The sequence below is a fragment of the Fulverythrobacter ferritrahens genome (assembly GCF_020539485.1).
GTDB lineage: Bacteria > Pseudomonadota > Alphaproteobacteria > Sphingomonadales > Sphingomonadaceae > Andeanibacterium > Andeanibacterium ferritrahens.
The window spans coordinates 651,792-668,045 of sequence record NZ_JACDXU010000001.1; the positions used below are offsets into that span (position 1 = coordinate 651,792).

Sequence of the window (16,254 nt, forward strand, 5' to 3'; positions counted from 1 at the left end):
ATGCGCATGCGATACGGCTTGCGGAGCGGCGGCCAAGTGAGGCAGTGACCGGTCTCGACAGGATTTCTGGGAGAATAGATGATGCATGTTGCGGTTCTTGGCGCCAGTGGGCGCGCGGGTTCGGAAATCGTGAAGGAACTGACGGCGCGGGGCCACACGGTGCTGGCCGTGGCGCGCAAGCCGGAAGGCATTGCGGCGGCAGAAGGCGTGACGGCAGTGGCGGGGGATGCCAACGATCCCGATGCGCTGGCTGAAATCATCAAGGGCGTGGATGCCGTGATCAGCGCGATCCATTTCGATGTGCCCGCCGCAAACCTGCTTTCCGCCGTGAAGAAGGCGGGCGTCAGCCGTCTGCTGATAACAGGCGGTGCGGCGAGCCTTAACGGCCCGGATGGCGTGATGCTGTATGATTCCCCGCATTTTCCGGAGAACATCAAGCCTTTCGTCCTGCCCGCGATCCACTTCCTCAATGACATCCGCAAGGAGACCGAGGCCGACTGGACCTTCTTCTCCCCCGCGATGAACATCTTCGAAGGGCCGCGCCTCGGCACCTTCCGCCTGGGCGGCGACGAACTGGTGAGCGACGCCAATGGCGAGAGCAAGATCAGCTTTGCCGATTATGCCATTGCCATGGTCGACGAGCTGGAACAGCACAAGCACAGCCGGGCGCGGTTTACCGCAGCCTACTGAGCAGAAGACCTGGAGCTCAGAAAGAATCCTTCGCCGCGCGCAAGGCGGCGAAGGTTTCCGCCGGTTCCTTCCCGCCCCAGCGCGCCTTCATCTCGGGCGTATCGGCCCGGAGGAAGGGATTGGCCGCCAGCTCGCGGGAGAGAACGGTGGGAACGGTCGGCTGACCGGCCGCGCGCCTTTCCTCCACCTCGCGGGCATAATCCGCCAGCACTGCGTTATAGGGATCGGCATGGAGCGCGAATTTCGCGTTTGAGGCCGTATATTCATGCGCGCAATAGATCTTCGTCTCGCCGGGCAGTGCCTTGAGCCGCGAGAGGCTGGCCCAGAACTGGGGCGGCGTACCTTCGAACATCCGTCCGCAGCCCAGCGCGAATAGCGAATCACCCACAAAGGCCATCGCCGCACGCGGGATATAATAGGCGACATGGCCCATGGTGTGGCCGCCCACATCGATCACGTCCCCTGTGAATTCGCCTATCTTCACCGTATCGCCTTGGCCCACGGCGCGGTCCACTCCAGCGATCTTCGCCGCATCCCCGGCAGGTGCGGTGATGGTGCAGCCGGTCGCCGCTTTGATCGCTTCGTTCCCGCCCGCATGATCGGCGTGCCAGTGGGTGTTCCAGATCTGGGTGATGGTCCAGCCTTTGATGGCCGCTTCGCGCAGATAGGTATCGGCGTCCGGCGTATCGATGCACACGGTTTCCCCACTGGCGGGATCATGCAGCAGATATCCGTAATTGTCGGACAGACAGGGGAACTGGTGAAGCTGAAGCATCGGTATGGCCTATGGAAGATTGAGCTGCCAGCTTACACCGAATTGATCGGCAACCCAGCAGAAGTGCGTGCTGAAGCCGTAGGAATCGACCGGCATGAGGAACGCGCCACCCATGCCCAGCCTTTCTGCCAGAGTGCGGAGCTGATTCTCGCTGTCGCAGGTGATGAAGATCGAGCTGGAAGGCGTGAAAGTGAAATCGTGAATCGGCGGGCTGTCATTCAGCATCACTTCCAGCCCGCCCAGCCGGATGCGTGCCATGGCGATCTGGCCGCTCATGGGCCCCGCGGGATGTTCCTGCAGCAGTACTTCCTCGAAATCGGGGAAGGTGTCGCGATACAGGGCCAGCGCGCTTTGAGCTTGCCCCTGGAACATCAGAAACGGCGCGGCTTCCATCGTCAGCTCTCCCTTCCGCGCTCATGCCCTGGCACGCCTTCGGGCACTTGCACCCAGCCATGCCGGGTCTGCTCATAGACCGAGCGCAGCGGGGGAGGGAAATCGGGATCGGCGAATGCACCCACAGTCACGCCCAGAAGCGCAGGATATTTGCTCGCGCGGGCGTAAATGGTGCTGCCACATTGCGGACAGAAGCCGGTGGTGAAGCTGTCGCCCTGATCGGTCGGCCGGGTGAATTCCCGTGCTTCGCCGTCAATCGTTATGCTTTCGACCGGGAAATAGGCGAGGATGCCGAAAGGCGATCCGCTGCGGCGCTGGCAATCGCGGCAATGGCACAGCACCGTCATGGGCTGGGCATCGGCTGCGACCGTGGCGGTCAGCGCGCCGCATTGGCAGTTTGCTTGGCGAGTGACTGGGCGAGTGACTGGGCGAGTGGCTGGGCGAGGCTGGGGCATGGCACGGACCCTAACGCGGGCGCCCCATGTAGGAAAGGCCCGCCGCTCGGGTGAGCGACGGGCCTTTTCTTGTGCCTTTAGAGGCAGAGGGCCTTAGTCGGCCTTCTTGAGGGCTTCGCCCAGAATGTCGCCCAGCGAAGCGCCCGAATCGGACGAACCGTACTGTTCGACAGCCTGCTTCTCTTCGGCCAGCTGGTGGGCCTTGATCGAGAAGTTGGGCTTCTTCGAGCGGTCGAAACCGATGACCATGGCATCGATCTTCTGACCGGCCTGGAAGCGGTCCGGACGCTGTTCGTCACGGTCGCGGCCCAGGTCGCTGCGCTTGATGAAGCCGGTCGCGCCATCGTCGCCAGCCTGAACTTCGAGGCCGCCATCGCGCACTTCGAGGACAGTCACGGTGACTACGTCGCCACGCTTGAGGCCGCCCGTACCGGCAGCGCCGCCGGCTGCCGGAGCACCCTTTTCAAGCTGCTTCATGCCAAGGCTGATGCGTTCCTTGTCGACATCGACGTCCAGAACCACGGCCGTGACCTGCTCGCCCTTGCGGTGCAGAGCCAGCGCGTCTTCGCCCGAGATGCCCCAGGCGATGTCCGACATGTGGACCATGCCGTCCACATCGCCGTCCAGGCCGATGAACAGGCCGAATTCGGTGGCGTTCTTGACTTCGCCTTCCACGGTCGAACCGACCGGGTGCTTCTCGGCGAAGGCTTCCCACGGATTCTGCTGGGCCTGCTTGAGGCCGAGGCTGATGCGGCGCTTTTCGGCATCCACTTCGAGCACGACCACGTCGACTTCCTGCGAGGTCGAAACGATCTTGCCGGGGTGGACGTTCTTCTTGGTCCAGGACATTTCCGAAACGTGGACCAGACCTTCGATGCCTGCTTCCAGCTCCACGAAGGCGCCGTATTCGGTGATGTTGGTGACAGTGCCGTGCAGCTTGGCGCCGACGGGATACTTGGCTTCCACGCCATCCCAGGGATCGCTTTCCAGCTGCTTCATGCCGAGGCTGATGCGCTGCGTATCCTGGTTGATGCGGATGATCTGCACCTTCACGACGTCACCGATATTGATGACTTCGCTGGGGTGGTTGACGCGCTTGTAGCTCATGTCGGTGACGTGGAGCAGGCCGTCGATGCCGCCCAGATCAACGAAGGCACCGTAATCGGTGATGTTCTTCACGACGCCGTCGATCACCTGACCTTCGGCCAGCTTGTCGATCAGTTCGCTGCGCTGTTCGGCGCGGGTTTCTTCCAGAACGGCGCGGCGCGACACGACGATGTTGCCGCGGCGGCGATCCATCTTGAGGATCTGGAAGGGCTGGGGGATGTCCATCAGCGGGGTGACGTCGCGCACGGGGCGGATGTCGACCTGCGAGCCGGGCAGGAAGGCCACGGCGCCGTCGAGATCGACAGTGAAGCCGCCCTTGACGCGGCCGAAGATGCGGCCTTCGACGCGCTTGCCTTCGCCGAATTCGGATTCCAGCTTGTCCCATGCGGCTTCGCGGCGGGCGCGGTCGCGGCTGAGCATCGCTTCGCCATCGGCATTCTCGACGCGGTCGACGAAGACTTCGACTTCATCGCCCACGGAGAGGGTCTGACCGGCAAATTCGCTGAGGCGGATGCGGCCTTCGCTCTTGAGGCCGACGTCGATCACGGCCTTGTCGCCTTCGATCGCGGTGACGGTGCCCTTTACGACGCGGCCTTCAAAGCCGCCGTCGGCTGCACCGCCGAGAGATTCGTTGAGAAGCGCTTCGAAATCGGAGCGCGAGGGATTTGGCGAAGAGGCCATTCCGTTAGGTTCCTGTACTGACATTTCCGGCCAGGCGGTTGTATCCGCCGGTCTTTCTCCGCCGAGGCACCATTGCCGTGGCGGGCCAAAGGGCCGAACCGCTCGCGGGGCCGAATGCCTTCACGAGCATTCTGGGGGAATGGAGAACCGACGATGGTTGCCAAGGCGACAGGGTCTGCGGCGAGGCGCCGTGCAGAGGCCCGTCAATGCAATGGTGGCCATCGATCGGCGCAGCACGCCCGTCGAATGGGCCTGCGCCTATGGCAAAACAGGCCCGAAAGCAAGGAAAATCGCGGTTTCGCTGCCGGACGACAGGCTGGCCTTCAGAGAGGGTGAAAGCGGGGGGTGTTACACATGTTACACACCCGTTGGGGTTCCGGGCGGAGGGGTTGGTGCAGGCCCGGCAAGGGATGAAAGCGGGCGCATATTTTTTGAGAATGATTGAGTAAGATCTTTATATAACAATATATTACAAAGAAATGGCGCGTATTCGGCGCTTGCTGCTATTGCCTCAGGCGTCACCCTGAACTTGTTTCAGAGGCCATTTCTCCGGATCGGGTTACTGTCTTTGAGGAGAAATGGATGCTGAACCAAGTTCAGCATGACGAGAGGGCAGCAAAAGGCGCGTCGCATTCCCAACACTTACGGGCAGGGTGTCTGCCCGGTCAGTTCGTTGACGATGCGGATAGCCGCACTCACAGCCTCTTCGCGGTTCATGGCGCTGGTATCGAGCAGCACGGCGTCTTCCGCGGCGATGAGCGGCGCGGTGGCGCGGGTACGGTCGCGCTCGTCGCGCTCGCGCAGGTCGGCGGCGATTTCTTCCAGCGTCACATCCTCCCCGCGCTCGCGCATTTCGAGGAAGCGGCGCTGTGCTCGTGCCTCTACGCTGGCGGTGACGAACAGCTTGGCGGCGGCTTCCGGCGCAATCACCGTGCCAATGTCCCGCCCGTCCAGAACCGCGCCGCCGGGCCGGGTTGCGAAGGCGCGCTGGCGTTCATAAAGCGCGCGTCGCACGCCGGGATGGATGGAGACGCGGCTCGCCAGCCCGCCGCTTTCCTCGCTGCGCAGGGCAGGATCGTTCAGGAGCGAATCGGGGAAGGCGCAGGCTGCTTCGGCAGCGGCCGGAACGTCAGGATTGCCGCCATCCAGTGCAACCTGCCGTCCCACGGCGCGATAGAGCAGTCCGGTATCGAGATGGGGCAAGCCGAAATGCGCGGCCAGCGCCTTGGCAATGGTGCCCTTGCCGCTGGCGGTGGGGCCATCGACCGCGATGATCATGTCCCTTCCTTCCCGCGTTTCATCAAGGCGCGCACAAGGCCATAAATCGCAATCGCCGCCCAGAAGAATTCCAGCACCAGCGAAGCCGGGTTGGTGTTCACTAGCAGCGACACGGTGAGCAGGGCGGCGCCCAGCAGATTGGTGCCGTGATGCAGGAACGGGTTCGGTTCGGCCCGCGCCGTTTGATAGGCATAGGCAGCGATGATGCAGATCATCCCCGCGAAGCCGAAGATATTGGCAACTGCCGGAGTCATTTCTGTGATCCGAGTCCGTCCAGCAGTGCCTCGAAATTGGGGAAGCTCGTGGCGATGGGGCGTGTATCGTCCACTTCCACTCCGTCGCTGGAGGCGAGGCCTGCCACGGCCATGCTCATGGCGATGCGGTGGTCGAGATGCGTCTTGACCCGGCTATTGGCGCTGCCGCGCAGCGGTGCGCCGCCGGTGCCATCGATGATCAGGCCGTCCTCGGTTTCCTCCACCCGCGCACCCGCGCCGGTGAGCGCGGCCGCCATTACCGCGATACGGTCAGATTCCTTTACGCGCAGTTCTTCCAGCCCGCGTGTCACCGTGCGGCCTTCGGCGAGCGCGGCGGCGACGAACAGGGCGGGGAATTCATCGACCATGCTGGGCACGATGGCCGGATCGACTTCCACGCCCTTCAAGGCCGAATGCGTGACATGCAGATCCGCCACCGGCTCGCCGCCCACTTCGCGGCGGTCCAGTTCCACGATGCTGCCGCCCATCTGGCGCAGCACCTCGATCAGGCCCGCGCGGGTGGCGTTGAGGCCGACATTCTCGATGATCACGTCGCTGCCCGGCACGATCAGCGCGGCGACGAGGAAGAAGGCGGCGGAGGAGGGATCGCCCGGAACGTCGATCACCTGCGGCTTGAGCACTGCCTCGCCGCGAATGCGGATGACGCGCTCGCCATTCTCTTCCTCGACCCACAGCTCTGCCCCGAATCCGGTCAGCATCCGCTCCGTATGGTCACGGGTGGGCACGGGTTCGATCACAGTGGTGATGCCCGGCGTGTTCAGCCCGGCCAGCAGCACCGCGCTTTTCACCTGGGCGCTGGCGACGGGGAGGCGGTAAGTGATCGGTACGGAGGGTGCGATGCCGCGCTCGGTAAGGGGCAGGGTGCCGCCTTCGGAGGTTTCGAAACTAGCGCCCATCTGCGAGAGCGGGCCGGTCACGCGCCCCATAGGGCGCTTGGAAAGGCTGGCATCGCCCACGAAAGTCGCCGTTATCGGATGGCTGGCGACAAGGCCCATCAGCAGGCGGGTTGATGTGCCGCTATTACCCATGTCGAGCGGGGCATCGGGCTGGAGCAGGGCACCTACGCCCACGCCATTGACGCGCCATTCGCCTTCGCCGATCCGTTCGATATGCGCGCCCATGGCTCGCATGGCGGCAGCGGTGGCCATTACGTCTTCCCCTTCCAGCAGGCCGGTGATGCGGCTTTCGCCTACGGCCAGCGAGGAGAACATGATCGCGCGGTGGCTGATCGACTTGTCGCCTGGAACGCGAATCTTTCCACGCAGGGGGCCGGTGGCAGTGAAACGGCGCGGATGGGCGGCGGCAGGATCGGCGTGCGACAAGGTACTCTGGACTCTCTGTAAGGAGGGCTGAATGCGCGCGGCTTTTGACAGTGCCTTTGCCCTATGGCAAGGCGCGCCACCCGGTGAGGCGGCGGTACTTGATTCCGGCGCCGGTAATATCCATCACCACGCAAGATTTATTCGCCCGTGCCATCCGCGGGCCCAGTTGAGGAATAGCTATGGTCAAGCCTGAGTGGGGGACGAAGCGCACCTGCCCGAAATGCGGCGCGCGCTTTTATGACCTCGGCAAGGAAGAGCCGGTTGCCTGCATCGAATGCGGCAACCAGTGGTATCCCGAACCTGTGCTGAAGTCGAAGCAGCCGATTCCGTTCACGGAAGCTGTGAAGGAGAAGGAAGTCGAGGAGCAGGATTCCGATCTTGCCGATGACGATCTGGAAGACATCGACGAAGACGTCGATTCGCCGGATAATGACGTCGACCTCGGCGGTGACGACGATCTCGGCGTGCCCGGCGCGGGCGATGACAACGACGAGGATAATTAATTCGCTAAAGGCGAAATTATCCTCTTGCCAAGGGTTGGGAGTGCGCATAGAGGGCTGCCTCCCGGCCCGGCAAGGTCGGCTTCGGAACGGCTCCCAGCCTTCCGATGTATGAATGAATGGGGCCTTAGCTCAGCTGGGAGAGCGCCTGCATGGCATGCAGGAGGTCAGCGGTTCGATCCCGCTAGGCTCCACCATTCTAGCGAATATATCCATGCTGTGTTGCATGGGCGAGCACTTGGATTTCCCGCTGGCTGACGAGGTTTCGTCCGCCGGCGTTTTTCGCGTTTGGCTGGTTTTGAAACCGGCGAAGGAGTAGCAACGGTCGATGTTCGACAGTCTTTCTGACCGGCTTGGCGGTGTATTCGATCGCCTGCGTGGGCGCGGAGCGCTCAAGGAAGACGATGTTCGCGCCGCGATGCGCGAAGTGCGAGTCGCCCTGCTGGAAGCCGACGTTGCGCTGCCGGTGGTGCGTCGTTTCATCGATGCGGTCACCGAAAAGGCCGTGGGTCAGGAAGTGCTCCGCTCGGTCACCCCGGGCCAGCAAGTGGTCAAGATCGTCAATGACGAACTGGTCGAAATGCTGGGCGGGAAGGAAGCTGTCGGCCTCGATCTCGCGGTAAGCCCGCCGGCCATCATCATGATGGTCGGTCTTCAGGGCTCCGGTAAGACCACCACCACTGCCAAGCTGGCCAAGCTGCTCAAGGAAAAGCAGGGCAAGAAGGTGCTGATGGCGTCGCTCGACGTCAATCGTCCGGCCGCGCAGGAACAGCTTGCCGTGCTGGGCGAGCAGACCGGCGTTGCCACCCTGCCGATCGTTCCGGGCCAGATGCCCACGGACATCGCCACGCGCGCGCTTCAGTCCGCCAAATTGCAGGCAGTGGACGTGCTCATCCTCGATACTGCGGGCCGCCTGCATGTCGACGATGCGCTGATGGCCGAAATGAAGGCCGTGGCTGGAATCGCCAAGCCGCAGGAAACGCTGCTGGTGGTCGATTCGCTGACCGGCCAGGACGCGGTGAACGTCGCGCAGAGCTTCTCGGGTGAGATCGACCTTACCGGCGTCGTCCTCACCCGTATGGATGGCGATGCGCGCGGCGGTGCGGCGCTGTCGATGCGGGCCGTCACTGGCAAGCCGATCAAGTTCGCGGGCACCGGCGAAAAGCTGGACGCGATCGAAACCTTTGAACCTTCGCGCGTCGCCAGCCGTATTCTGGGCATGGGTGACATCGTCTCGCTGGTCGAAAAGGCCGCCGCGACGATCCAGAAGGAAGATGCCGACCGCATGGCGGAGCGGATGATGAAGGGGCAGTTCGATCTGAACGACCTTCGCACCCAGCTGCGCCAGATGCAGAGCATGGGCGGCCTTGGCATGCTGGCGGGCATGATGCCTGGCATGAAGAAGGCCAAGCAGGCCATGGCCCAGAGCGGCATGGACGATAAGGTGCTGGTCCACATGGATGCCATTATCGGTTCCATGACCGCGCAGGAACGCGCCCGCCCGGAACTGCTCAATGCCAAGCGCAAGATCCGCGTGGCCAAGGGTTCCGGCACGCAGGTGCAGGACATCAACAAGCTGCTGAAGATGCACCAGGAAATGGCGCGTGCGATGAAGCAGATCAGGAAAATGGGCGGGCTCAAGGGCCTCGGCGCGCTGTTCGGCAAGGGGGGCATGGGCGCTGCCATGCCCGGCCTGGGTGGTGGCGCAGGCGGCGGAATGCCGGGCCTGGGTGGCTCTGGCGGTCAGCTTCCTTCCAATATTCAAGATTTGTTGAACAAGAAGTAATTTCAAAGATTTAGTTTAGAAAGGTAATCCAAGATGGCAATTGCAATCCGTCTGTCGCGCGGTGGCGCGAAGAAGCGTCCTTACTACCGCATCGTGGTTTCGGACACGCGCAGCCCGCGCGACGGCAAGTATCTGGAACAGGTCGGCACCTATAACCCGGTGCTCGCCAAGGATGATCCGGCTCGCATCACGCTCAACGAAGATCGTGTGCGTTACTGGCTGGGCGTCGGCGCACAGGCGACCGACCGCGTTGCCCGCTTCCTCGACAATGCCGGGATCAAGGAACGCGCTGCTCGCGTGAACCCGAAGAAGGCCGAACCGGGCGACAAGGCCAAGGAACGCGCTGAAGAAAAGGCTGCCAAGCTGGCTGAAGCCGAAGAAGCCGCTCGCGCCGCTGAAGAAGCCGCCAAGGCTCCCGTCGAAGAACCGGCTGCCGAGGAAGCTCCGGCTGCTGAAGCCCCGGCCGCTGAAGCCCAGGCTGGGGAACAGGCCGAAGGCTAAGCTTCGATGCAGGACAAGCCCGTCACTCTCGCTGCCGTGGCCGGTGCGCATGGCGTGACGGGCGAAGTTCGCCTCAAGCTGTTTGGGGAGAGCGTTTCAGCGCTCTCCCGCTTCAAGCTGTTCAATGACGGCGCGCTGACGCTCAAGAAGATGCGCGACGATGGCAAGGGCGGCGCAATCGCCCGTTTCGCGGAAATTGCCGACCGCACCGCCGCCGAAAGACTGCGCGGCACTCTCCTCACCGTCCCCCGCTCCGCGCTCCCTCCGTTGGAGGAAGGCGAATATTACCATGCCGATCTGCTCGGCCTGCCCGCCATCTCTGACGAAGGCGTCCCGCTGGGCGTGGTGGTGGCCGTGGAGAATTACGGCGCGGGCGACGTGATCGAGATCGAGAAACCCGACGGCAAGAAGTTCATGGTTCCCATGAACGAAGCCGCCGTGCCCGAATGGAGCGAGGCGCGACTGGTGGTTGCCGCCGGCTTTGCCGAATGACCTTCTCCGCCACCATCCTCACTCTCTATCCCGAGATGTTCCCGGGGCCGTTGGGCATTTCGCTTGCCGGGCGCGCGCTGGAGGAGGGGAAATGGTCATGCGAGACCGTGCAGATTCGCGACTTTGCGCAGGACAAGCATCGCACTGTCGATGACACTCCGGCGGGCGGCGGGGCGGGCATGGTGCTCAAGGCCGATGTCCTTGCCCGCGCAGTGGACCATGCGCTGGAGCGCCATCCGGACAGCCCCGTGCTGGCAATGACGCCTCGGGGCAAGCCGATCACACAGGCCCGGATTCGCGAGCTGGCTGCGGGGCCCGGCGTGACCGTCCTGTGCGGCCGTTTCGAGGGATTCGACGAGCGAATCTTCGAAGGCAGGCCTGTCGAACAGGTCTCTGTCGGCGATATCGTGCTTTCGGGCGGAGAACCTGCTGCCTTGATGCTTCTGGACGCTTGCATTCGCCTGCTTCCCGGCGTAATGGGCGCCGCTTCCAGCGGTACCGAAGAGAGCTTCGAAGAAGGTCTCCTCGAATATCCGCACTATACCCGACCTGTTGAATGGGAAGGGCGCACGATCCCTGAAGTGCTGCGATCGGGGGATCATGCGAAAATCGCCGCCTGGCGGAAACAAAGGGCGGAGGATGACACACGGTTACGCAGGCCAGACCTTTGGGAGCGCCACAGGGGCGCTCGGGACTGACCTGCCTCTGGCGCGCAGTAATTGATGAAGGACCTAGGTCAATGAACCTGATCCAGCAGATTGAAGCCGAAGAAATCGCCAAGGCTTCGAAGGACATCCCCGAATTCCGTCCGGGCGACACCGTCCGCGTCGGCGTGCGCGTCGTTGAAGGCGAACGCACCCGCGTCCAGAATTACGAAGGCGTCTGCATTGCCCGGTCGAACCGTGGCATGGGCAGCAACTTCACCGTGCGCAAGCTCAGCTTCGGCGAAGGCGTGGAACGCGTGTTCCCGCTGTATTCGCCGAACATTGACTCGATTACCGTCGTCCGTCGCGGTGTCGTGCGGCGGGCGAAACTCTATTATCTGCGTGGCCGCACCGGTAAAAGTGCGCGCATTGCAGAGCGGCGCGAAACTCAGAGCGCCGGCCAGGGGGGCTAACAGCCCGCGCCGATCTCAAGATCACGAAAGGGCGTCCTGGCTGGCAAGCCGGGGCGCCCTTTTCCTTATCAGCTGAATCTTTGCCCGCCGCATCGGGCAACCGGGAGTTATGAAGATGGGTTATCGGGTAGTTGTTGTCGGTGCCACGGGGAATGTCGGCCGCGAAATGCTGGCGATCCTGGCTGAGCGTGAATTTCCGATGGACGAAGTGGCCGCCGTTGCCTCGCCGCGTTCGACCGGTACGGAAATCGAGCTGGGCGATACCGGCAAGATGCTCAAGTGCCAGAATATCGAGCATTTCGACTTCACCGGCTGGGACATCGCCCTGTTTGCCGCAGGCTCGGGCCCGACGGCTGAATATGCCCCCAAGGCTGCCGCTGCCGGCTGCGTGGTGATCGACAACAGCTCGCTCTACCGCATGGACCCGGATGTGCCGCTGATCGTGCCCGAAGTGAACCCGGAAGCGATCGACGGCTACACCAAGAAGAACATCATCGCGAACCCCAACTGCTCCACCGCGCAGATGGTCGTGGCGCTCAAGCCGCTGCACGATGCCGCCAAGATCAAGCGCGTGATCGTTTCCACCTACCAGTCGGTTTCCGGCGCGGGCAAGGCGGGCATGGACGAGCTGTTCGAGCAGAGCCGCGCGATCTTCGTGGGCGATCAGGTGGAACCCAAGAAGTTCACCAAGCAGATCGCCTTCAACGTGATCCCGCATATCGACGTCTTCCTTGACGATGGTTCGACCAAGGAAGAATGGAAGATGGTGGCCGAGACCAAGAAGATCCTCGACCCCAAGGTGAAGGTGCAGGCCACCTGCGTGCGCGTGCCCGTGTTCGTGGGCCACTCCGAGGCGCTGAACATCGAGTTAGAGAACGAAATCTCGGCCGAGCAGGCGCAGAACATCCTGCGCGAGGCGCCGGGCGTGATGCTGATCGATAAGCGCGAGGATGGCGGTTACGTTACCCCCATCGAATGCGTGGGTGATTACGCCACCTTCATCAGCCGCGTGCGCGAGGATTCGACCGTGGAGAACGGCTTGGCCCTGTGGTGCGTCAGCGACAATCTGCGCAAAGGCGCGGCGCTGAACGCGGTGCAGATCGCCGAACTGCTCGGCCGTCGCCACCTGAAGAAGGGCTGAGTTTTCAGTTCAGGTCAGGCGGTATTCGGGCCGCCGGTATAGGGAAAGGGCATGGTCGGCTTGGCTGACCGTGCCCTTCCTTTTTGTGCAACCTTCATCTTCCCCGCTCTCGCGGGCATGACGACCATGGAGGGGCGCGTTATGTAACTAACGTCCTGCCGGATGCCGCCGTGGCGGCTTGATGATCAGCACCAGCGGCACCACCAGCCACGACAGCCACATCATCGCGCGGAAATCGTCCGTATAGGCGATGATCGCGGCCTGCCGGTTCACTTCGGCATCGGCCATTGCCATGGCCGCGCTGCCCAGCGTGCCGAAGCGGTCGATGGAGGACAAGTCGATGAAGGTGGAGGCGGTGGCGGTGATATTCGCGCCAAGGTCCACATGCGCGATCTGGAGGTTGCGGGTCAGAATGGCGGTAAGCACCGCGATGCCGAGCGACGATCCGATGGAGCGGAACAAATTCATCAGGCTGGACGCATCGGTGCGCAGATGCGGGGGAAGGGTGGCGAAGGCGCTGGTATTCAGTGGGATGAACACCATGCCGATGCCGAGCCCCTGCACCAGCCCCGGGATGGCCACGTCCCAGGGAGTGATCTCCAGATTCCAGCCTGACATCATGTAGAGCGAATAGCCGGTGACAGCATAGCCCATGCCGATCAGCGCGCGCGTATCCGCACCGAAGCGCATCAACAGGCCTGCCACCTGCATACTGGCCATCACGCCCAGCCCGCGCATCGCAAGCATCATGCCGGTTTCCACCACGCCATAGCCGATCACGCTTTGCAGGAGGGTGGGCAGCAGCGCCATGGAGGAAAACAGGATCGCACCCGCGACGAAGATGAAGAACATGGCGGTGATCAGGTTCAGGTCGTGGAACAGGCTGCGGTCGAACAAAGGATGCTGCGCGCTGGCGAGATGGATCAGCGCCATCCATGCGCAGGACAGGGTGACGACCGCGTAAATCCAGATTTCGAGAGAATCGAACCAGTCCAGTCGGGGCCCGCGATCGAGCATCAGTTGCAGCGCTGAAAGGGTAATGGCGATGAAGGCGAAGCCCGCAAGATCGAAGGGGCGGCGGATGATTTCGCGCCGGGGCAGCTGGGTGACCAGCAGGAACAGCGCCAGCGCGCCGATGGGCAGGTTCACATAGAACACCCAGCGCCAGTTCCAGTTCTCCGTCAGGATGCCGCCCAGAACGGGGCCGAGTACCGGCCCCATCACCACGCCCACGCCCCACACCGTCATGATCTGGGCGCGTTTGCTGGGCCTTGTGGCGTCCAGCATGGCGGATTGGCTGAGCGGGCCGATGAATGCCCCGGCAATGCCCTGGATGGCGCGGAACAGTACCATCTGCTCCAGATTCTGCGCCATGCCGCACAGCATGGAGGCGACGATGAAGCCCGAGACGGACCAGAGGAACAGCCGCCTTTGGCCAAGTCGGTTGGAAAGCCATCCGGTGACCGGCATGAACACCGCGCTGGCGATGATATAGCTGGTCAGCACCCAGGTGATCGTCTCGGCCGAGGCGCCCAGCGTGGTCTGCATATGGGGCACGGCGACGATGGTGATCGTCGTGTCGAGCAGCTGGATCAGCGATGCCAGCATCACCCCCAGCACCAGCAGGGGGTAATTCTTCGCGACGACTTCCGGCTCGTCGCGGATCATGGCCGGGGTCGGGGCGGCCGCGCTGGCCATGGGCTCAGCGCTTCTTGCCGTTGGTAAACACCGTGACGTCCACCGAGAGGCCCGCGATCAGGGCGCGCGGGCTCTCCTCGTCAAGCTCGATGCGAACCGGCACGCGTTGGGTAACCTTCACCCAGTTCGCGCTGGCATTCTGGGCCGGGAGCAGTGAAAATTCCGAATTGGTGCCCGCGCCGATGGAGGCGACGTGGCCCTTCAGCGTGAGGTCGGGATAGGCATCGAAGTGGATTTCGGCGGGCTGGCCGACTTTCATGTCGCCAAGGTCCGTTTCCTTGAAATTGGCCTCCACATAAGTGCCTTGCAGGCCGACCAGCGTCAGCACCGGCAGATTGGGCAGCACTTGCTGGCCGGGTTGCAGCCGGTCGGCTTGCCCCACGCGGCCGGCCATCGGCGCGCGGATTTCCGTGCGCGAAAGGTCCAGCTGGGCGGCGGCCTTCTGCGCCTGTGCAGCGGCGATTCGGGGGTTCTGCCCGGGAACTGCGGCGCCATTGGCCAGCTTGGCCTGCGCCTCCACCTGCCGGGCCTCTGCCGCGCGGAGTTGCTCTTTGGCCTGCGCCACGGCGTGTTCGGCAGCGTCGAGATCGGCCTTGGTGGTGAAGCCCCGGTCCCACAGGGCCTTCTGGCGTTCCAGCCGGGACTGCGCGAAGGCTATCTCTTCCCGCGCGGCGGAAATATCCGCGCCGGACAGCGCCGCATCGCGGCCCAGTGCGGTCAAATCCGCCTGTGCCGTGGCGATCTGGGCATTGGCTTGTGCAAGGTCGATTTCATAGGGCTGGGGATCGATGCGGAACAGCAACTGGCCCTGCCGCACCGTTTCGTTCTCTTTCACCAGCACATCCACGATGGTGCCGCCAACCAGCGAACTGACCGAGACCTTGTCCTGCTTCACATAGGCATTGTCGGTAGAGACCTTGCCCTGCAGGCTCATCCAGTAAAATACCGCGCCGACTGCCAGAGCCAGCGGCACCGCCAGCATCAGGGCGAGGCGGCCCCAGCGGCGGCCTTGTGGGGCGGTTTGCGGATCGGGATCAGCCATGGGACATTCTCGCGGTTTCACGGGCACTATCGCACCGGGCGGCAAGGGTAACCTGCTGGTTGAAGGTCCAGCGAGCAAGGCGCGAATTATCCGCCAACACGAAGCCGATGTGAGGCACAGGCGTGCGTATAATCAGGCTGCTAGGCAAAGCAAGCAGGGCGCGGGGCAGGACAAACCCCTTAGGGGCAACCCTTGCGCCACGATGGCGAATTGGCCGATAGGTGCCCGAATGACAGAGACTTTCGCTTCCTTCGATGGCGCTGAGCTGGCCTTTCGCCGGGTCGGGGCAGGGCGGCCCGTGCTGCTGCTTCACGGGTTGTTTTCCAGCGCGGAGATGAACTGGATCAAATTCGGCCATGCGCAGAAGCTGGCCGAGGCGGGGTTCGAGGCGATCATGCCTGATCTGCGCGCCCATGGGCAGAGCGCTGCGCCGCACGATCCGGCCGCCTATCCGCATGATGTGCTGGTGAAGGATGTGCAGGCACTGGTTGATCACCTGGGCTTGGAAGAGTTCGATCTGGCCGGATTCTCGCTTGGTTCCCGCACAGCGGCGCGCTGCGTGATCGCGGGGCTCACTCCTCGCCGGCTGGTGCTGTCGGGCATGGGGCTGGAAGGACTGGCGGGCTGGGCCCGGCGCTCGGCCTTTTTCCTCGACGCGATCGACCGGTTCGACAGCATCCGCCAGGGCGATCCGGCCTATTTCGCGGCGCAATTCATGAAGACCATGAAGGTCGACAGGGTGGCCGCGCGGCTGCTGCTGGAATCCATCGGCGATACCGAGAAGTCGGACCTATCGCGGATCGTCATGCCTACGCTGGTTCTGTGCGGAGAGAAGGACCGGGACAATGGCTCGCCCGAGGCGCTGGCGGAAGCGTTGCCTGACGGGCATCTGCGCTGGATTCCCGGTACGCATATGAGTTCCGTCACCGAAAGCGCGCTCGGCGAGGAACTGGTGCGTTTTCTCTCTGCCGATTCCCTCGGCTAGTTTGCCGGGGCGGCTT

General features: G+C 63.2%; 18 protein-coding genes and 1 tRNA gene. 10 read left to right on the forward strand and 9 right to left on the reverse strand.

The annotated features are described in order from the left end of the window. The first annotated feature begins 78 nt into the window (after positions 1–78). Positions 79–690, forward strand: a complete 612-nt coding sequence (locus tag H0274_RS03185) for an NAD(P)-dependent oxidoreductase (RefSeq protein ID WP_319018197.1) — start codon at positions 79–81, stop codon at positions 688–690. A gap of 16 nt (positions 691–706) precedes the next feature. Here H0274_RS03185 and gloB read toward each other — a convergent pair whose 3' ends face one another. The 7 genes from gloB to aroA all read right to left on the reverse strand — a co-directional run bounded on the left by gloB (position 707) and on the right by aroA (position 6,976). After that, positions 707–1,465, reverse strand: coding sequence for a hydroxyacylglutathione hydrolase (gene gloB / locus H0274_RS03190; RefSeq protein WP_226792896.1), 759 nt, complete (start codon positions 1,463–1,465; stop codon positions 707–709). 9 nt (positions 1,466–1,474) lie between these two features. Further along, a complete protein-coding gene (locus H0274_RS03195) occupies positions 1,475–1,858 on the reverse strand; it encodes a VOC family protein (protein WP_226792897.1) in 384 nt (127 codons plus the stop codon). Between the two features lie 2 nt (positions 1,859–1,860). Then, positions 1,861–2,313: a GFA family protein gene (locus tag H0274_RS03200; RefSeq protein WP_226792898.1), complete on the reverse strand. Its 453-nt coding sequence runs from the start codon at positions 2,311–2,313 to the stop codon at positions 1,861–1,863. Positions 2,314–2,406: 93 nt separating this feature from the next. Continuing rightward, positions 2,407–4,101, reverse strand: coding sequence for a 30S ribosomal protein S1 (gene rpsA / locus H0274_RS03205; protein ID WP_226792899.1), 1,695 nt, complete (start codon positions 4,099–4,101; stop codon positions 2,407–2,409). Between the two features lie 642 nt (positions 4,102–4,743). Next, on the reverse strand, positions 4,744–5,379 hold the full coding sequence (locus H0274_RS03210; protein ID WP_226792900.1) for a (d)CMP kinase: 636 nt from the start codon (positions 5,377–5,379) through the stop codon (positions 4,744–4,746). Beyond that, positions 5,376–5,633 (reverse strand): CBU_0592 family membrane protein, encoded by a 258-nt coding sequence (locus H0274_RS03215; RefSeq protein ID WP_226792901.1) that lies wholly within the window; start codon positions 5,631–5,633, stop codon positions 5,376–5,378. The genes H0274_RS03210 and H0274_RS03215 overlap by 4 nt, the downstream gene beginning before the upstream one ends. Next, positions 5,630–6,976: a 3-phosphoshikimate 1-carboxyvinyltransferase gene (gene aroA, locus H0274_RS03220; RefSeq protein ID WP_226792902.1), complete on the reverse strand. Its 1,347-nt coding sequence runs from the start codon at positions 6,974–6,976 to the stop codon at positions 5,630–5,632. The genes H0274_RS03215 and aroA overlap by 4 nt, the downstream gene beginning before the upstream one ends. Before the next feature lie 179 nt (positions 6,977–7,155). On the opposite strand from aroA, the gene H0274_RS03225 reads away from it, so the two are divergent. The 8 genes from H0274_RS03225 (at position 7,156) to H0274_RS03260 (ending at position 12,513) form a co-directional block, all read left to right on the forward strand. After that, positions 7,156–7,479 carry a TIGR02300 family protein gene (locus tag H0274_RS03225; protein WP_226792903.1) on the forward strand — a complete coding sequence of 108 codons (324 nt, stop codon included), beginning with the start codon at positions 7,156–7,158 and terminating at the stop codon, positions 7,477–7,479. Positions 7,480–7,597: 118 nt separating this feature from the next. After that, positions 7,598–7,673, forward strand: a tRNA-Ala gene (locus tag H0274_RS03230). Positions 7,674–7,804: 131 nt separating this feature from the next. Next, positions 7,805–9,262, forward strand: coding sequence for a signal recognition particle protein (ffh, locus tag H0274_RS03235; RefSeq protein WP_226792904.1), 1,458 nt, complete (start codon positions 7,805–7,807; stop codon positions 9,260–9,262). 33 nt (positions 9,263–9,295) lie between these two features. Next, complete coding sequence (gene rpsP, locus H0274_RS03240) at positions 9,296–9,763, forward strand: 30S ribosomal protein S16 (RefSeq protein WP_226792905.1); 468 nt, start codon at positions 9,296–9,298, stop codon at positions 9,761–9,763. A gap of 6 nt (positions 9,764–9,769) precedes the next feature. Further along, on the forward strand, positions 9,770–10,255 hold the full coding sequence (gene rimM, locus H0274_RS03245) for a ribosome maturation factor RimM (RefSeq protein WP_226792906.1): 486 nt from the start codon (positions 9,770–9,772) through the stop codon (positions 10,253–10,255). Beyond that, positions 10,252–10,953, forward strand: coding sequence for a tRNA (guanosine(37)-N1)-methyltransferase TrmD (gene trmD / locus H0274_RS03250; RefSeq protein ID WP_226792907.1), 702 nt, complete (start codon positions 10,252–10,254; stop codon positions 10,951–10,953). Before rimM ends, trmD begins: the two co-directional genes overlap by 4 nt. Before the next feature lie 41 nt (positions 10,954–10,994). Next, positions 10,995–11,372, forward strand: coding sequence for a 50S ribosomal protein L19 (gene rplS, locus H0274_RS03255; protein ID WP_226792908.1), 378 nt, complete (start codon positions 10,995–10,997; stop codon positions 11,370–11,372). 115 nt (positions 11,373–11,487) lie between these two features. After that, positions 11,488–12,513: an aspartate-semialdehyde dehydrogenase gene (locus H0274_RS03260; RefSeq protein WP_226794428.1), complete on the forward strand. Its 1,026-nt coding sequence runs from the start codon at positions 11,488–11,490 to the stop codon at positions 12,511–12,513. Positions 12,514–12,660: 147 nt separating this feature from the next. On the opposite strand, the gene H0274_RS03265 is transcribed toward H0274_RS03260, so the two are convergent. Continuing rightward, positions 12,661–14,211 (reverse strand): DHA2 family efflux MFS transporter permease subunit, encoded by a 1,551-nt coding sequence (locus H0274_RS03265; RefSeq protein ID WP_226792909.1) that lies wholly within the window; start codon positions 14,209–14,211, stop codon positions 12,661–12,663. Positions 14,212–14,215: 4 nt separating this feature from the next. Next, a complete protein-coding gene (locus tag H0274_RS03270; RefSeq protein ID WP_226792910.1) occupies positions 14,216–15,253 on the reverse strand; it encodes an HlyD family secretion protein in 1,038 nt (345 codons plus the stop codon). 229 nt (positions 15,254–15,482) lie between these two features. On the opposite strand from H0274_RS03270, the gene H0274_RS03275 reads away from it, so the two are divergent. Next, complete coding sequence (locus tag H0274_RS03275) at positions 15,483–16,238, forward strand: alpha/beta fold hydrolase (RefSeq protein WP_226792911.1); 756 nt, start codon at positions 15,483–15,485, stop codon at positions 16,236–16,238. Positions 16,239–16,254: the final 16 nt, after the last annotated feature.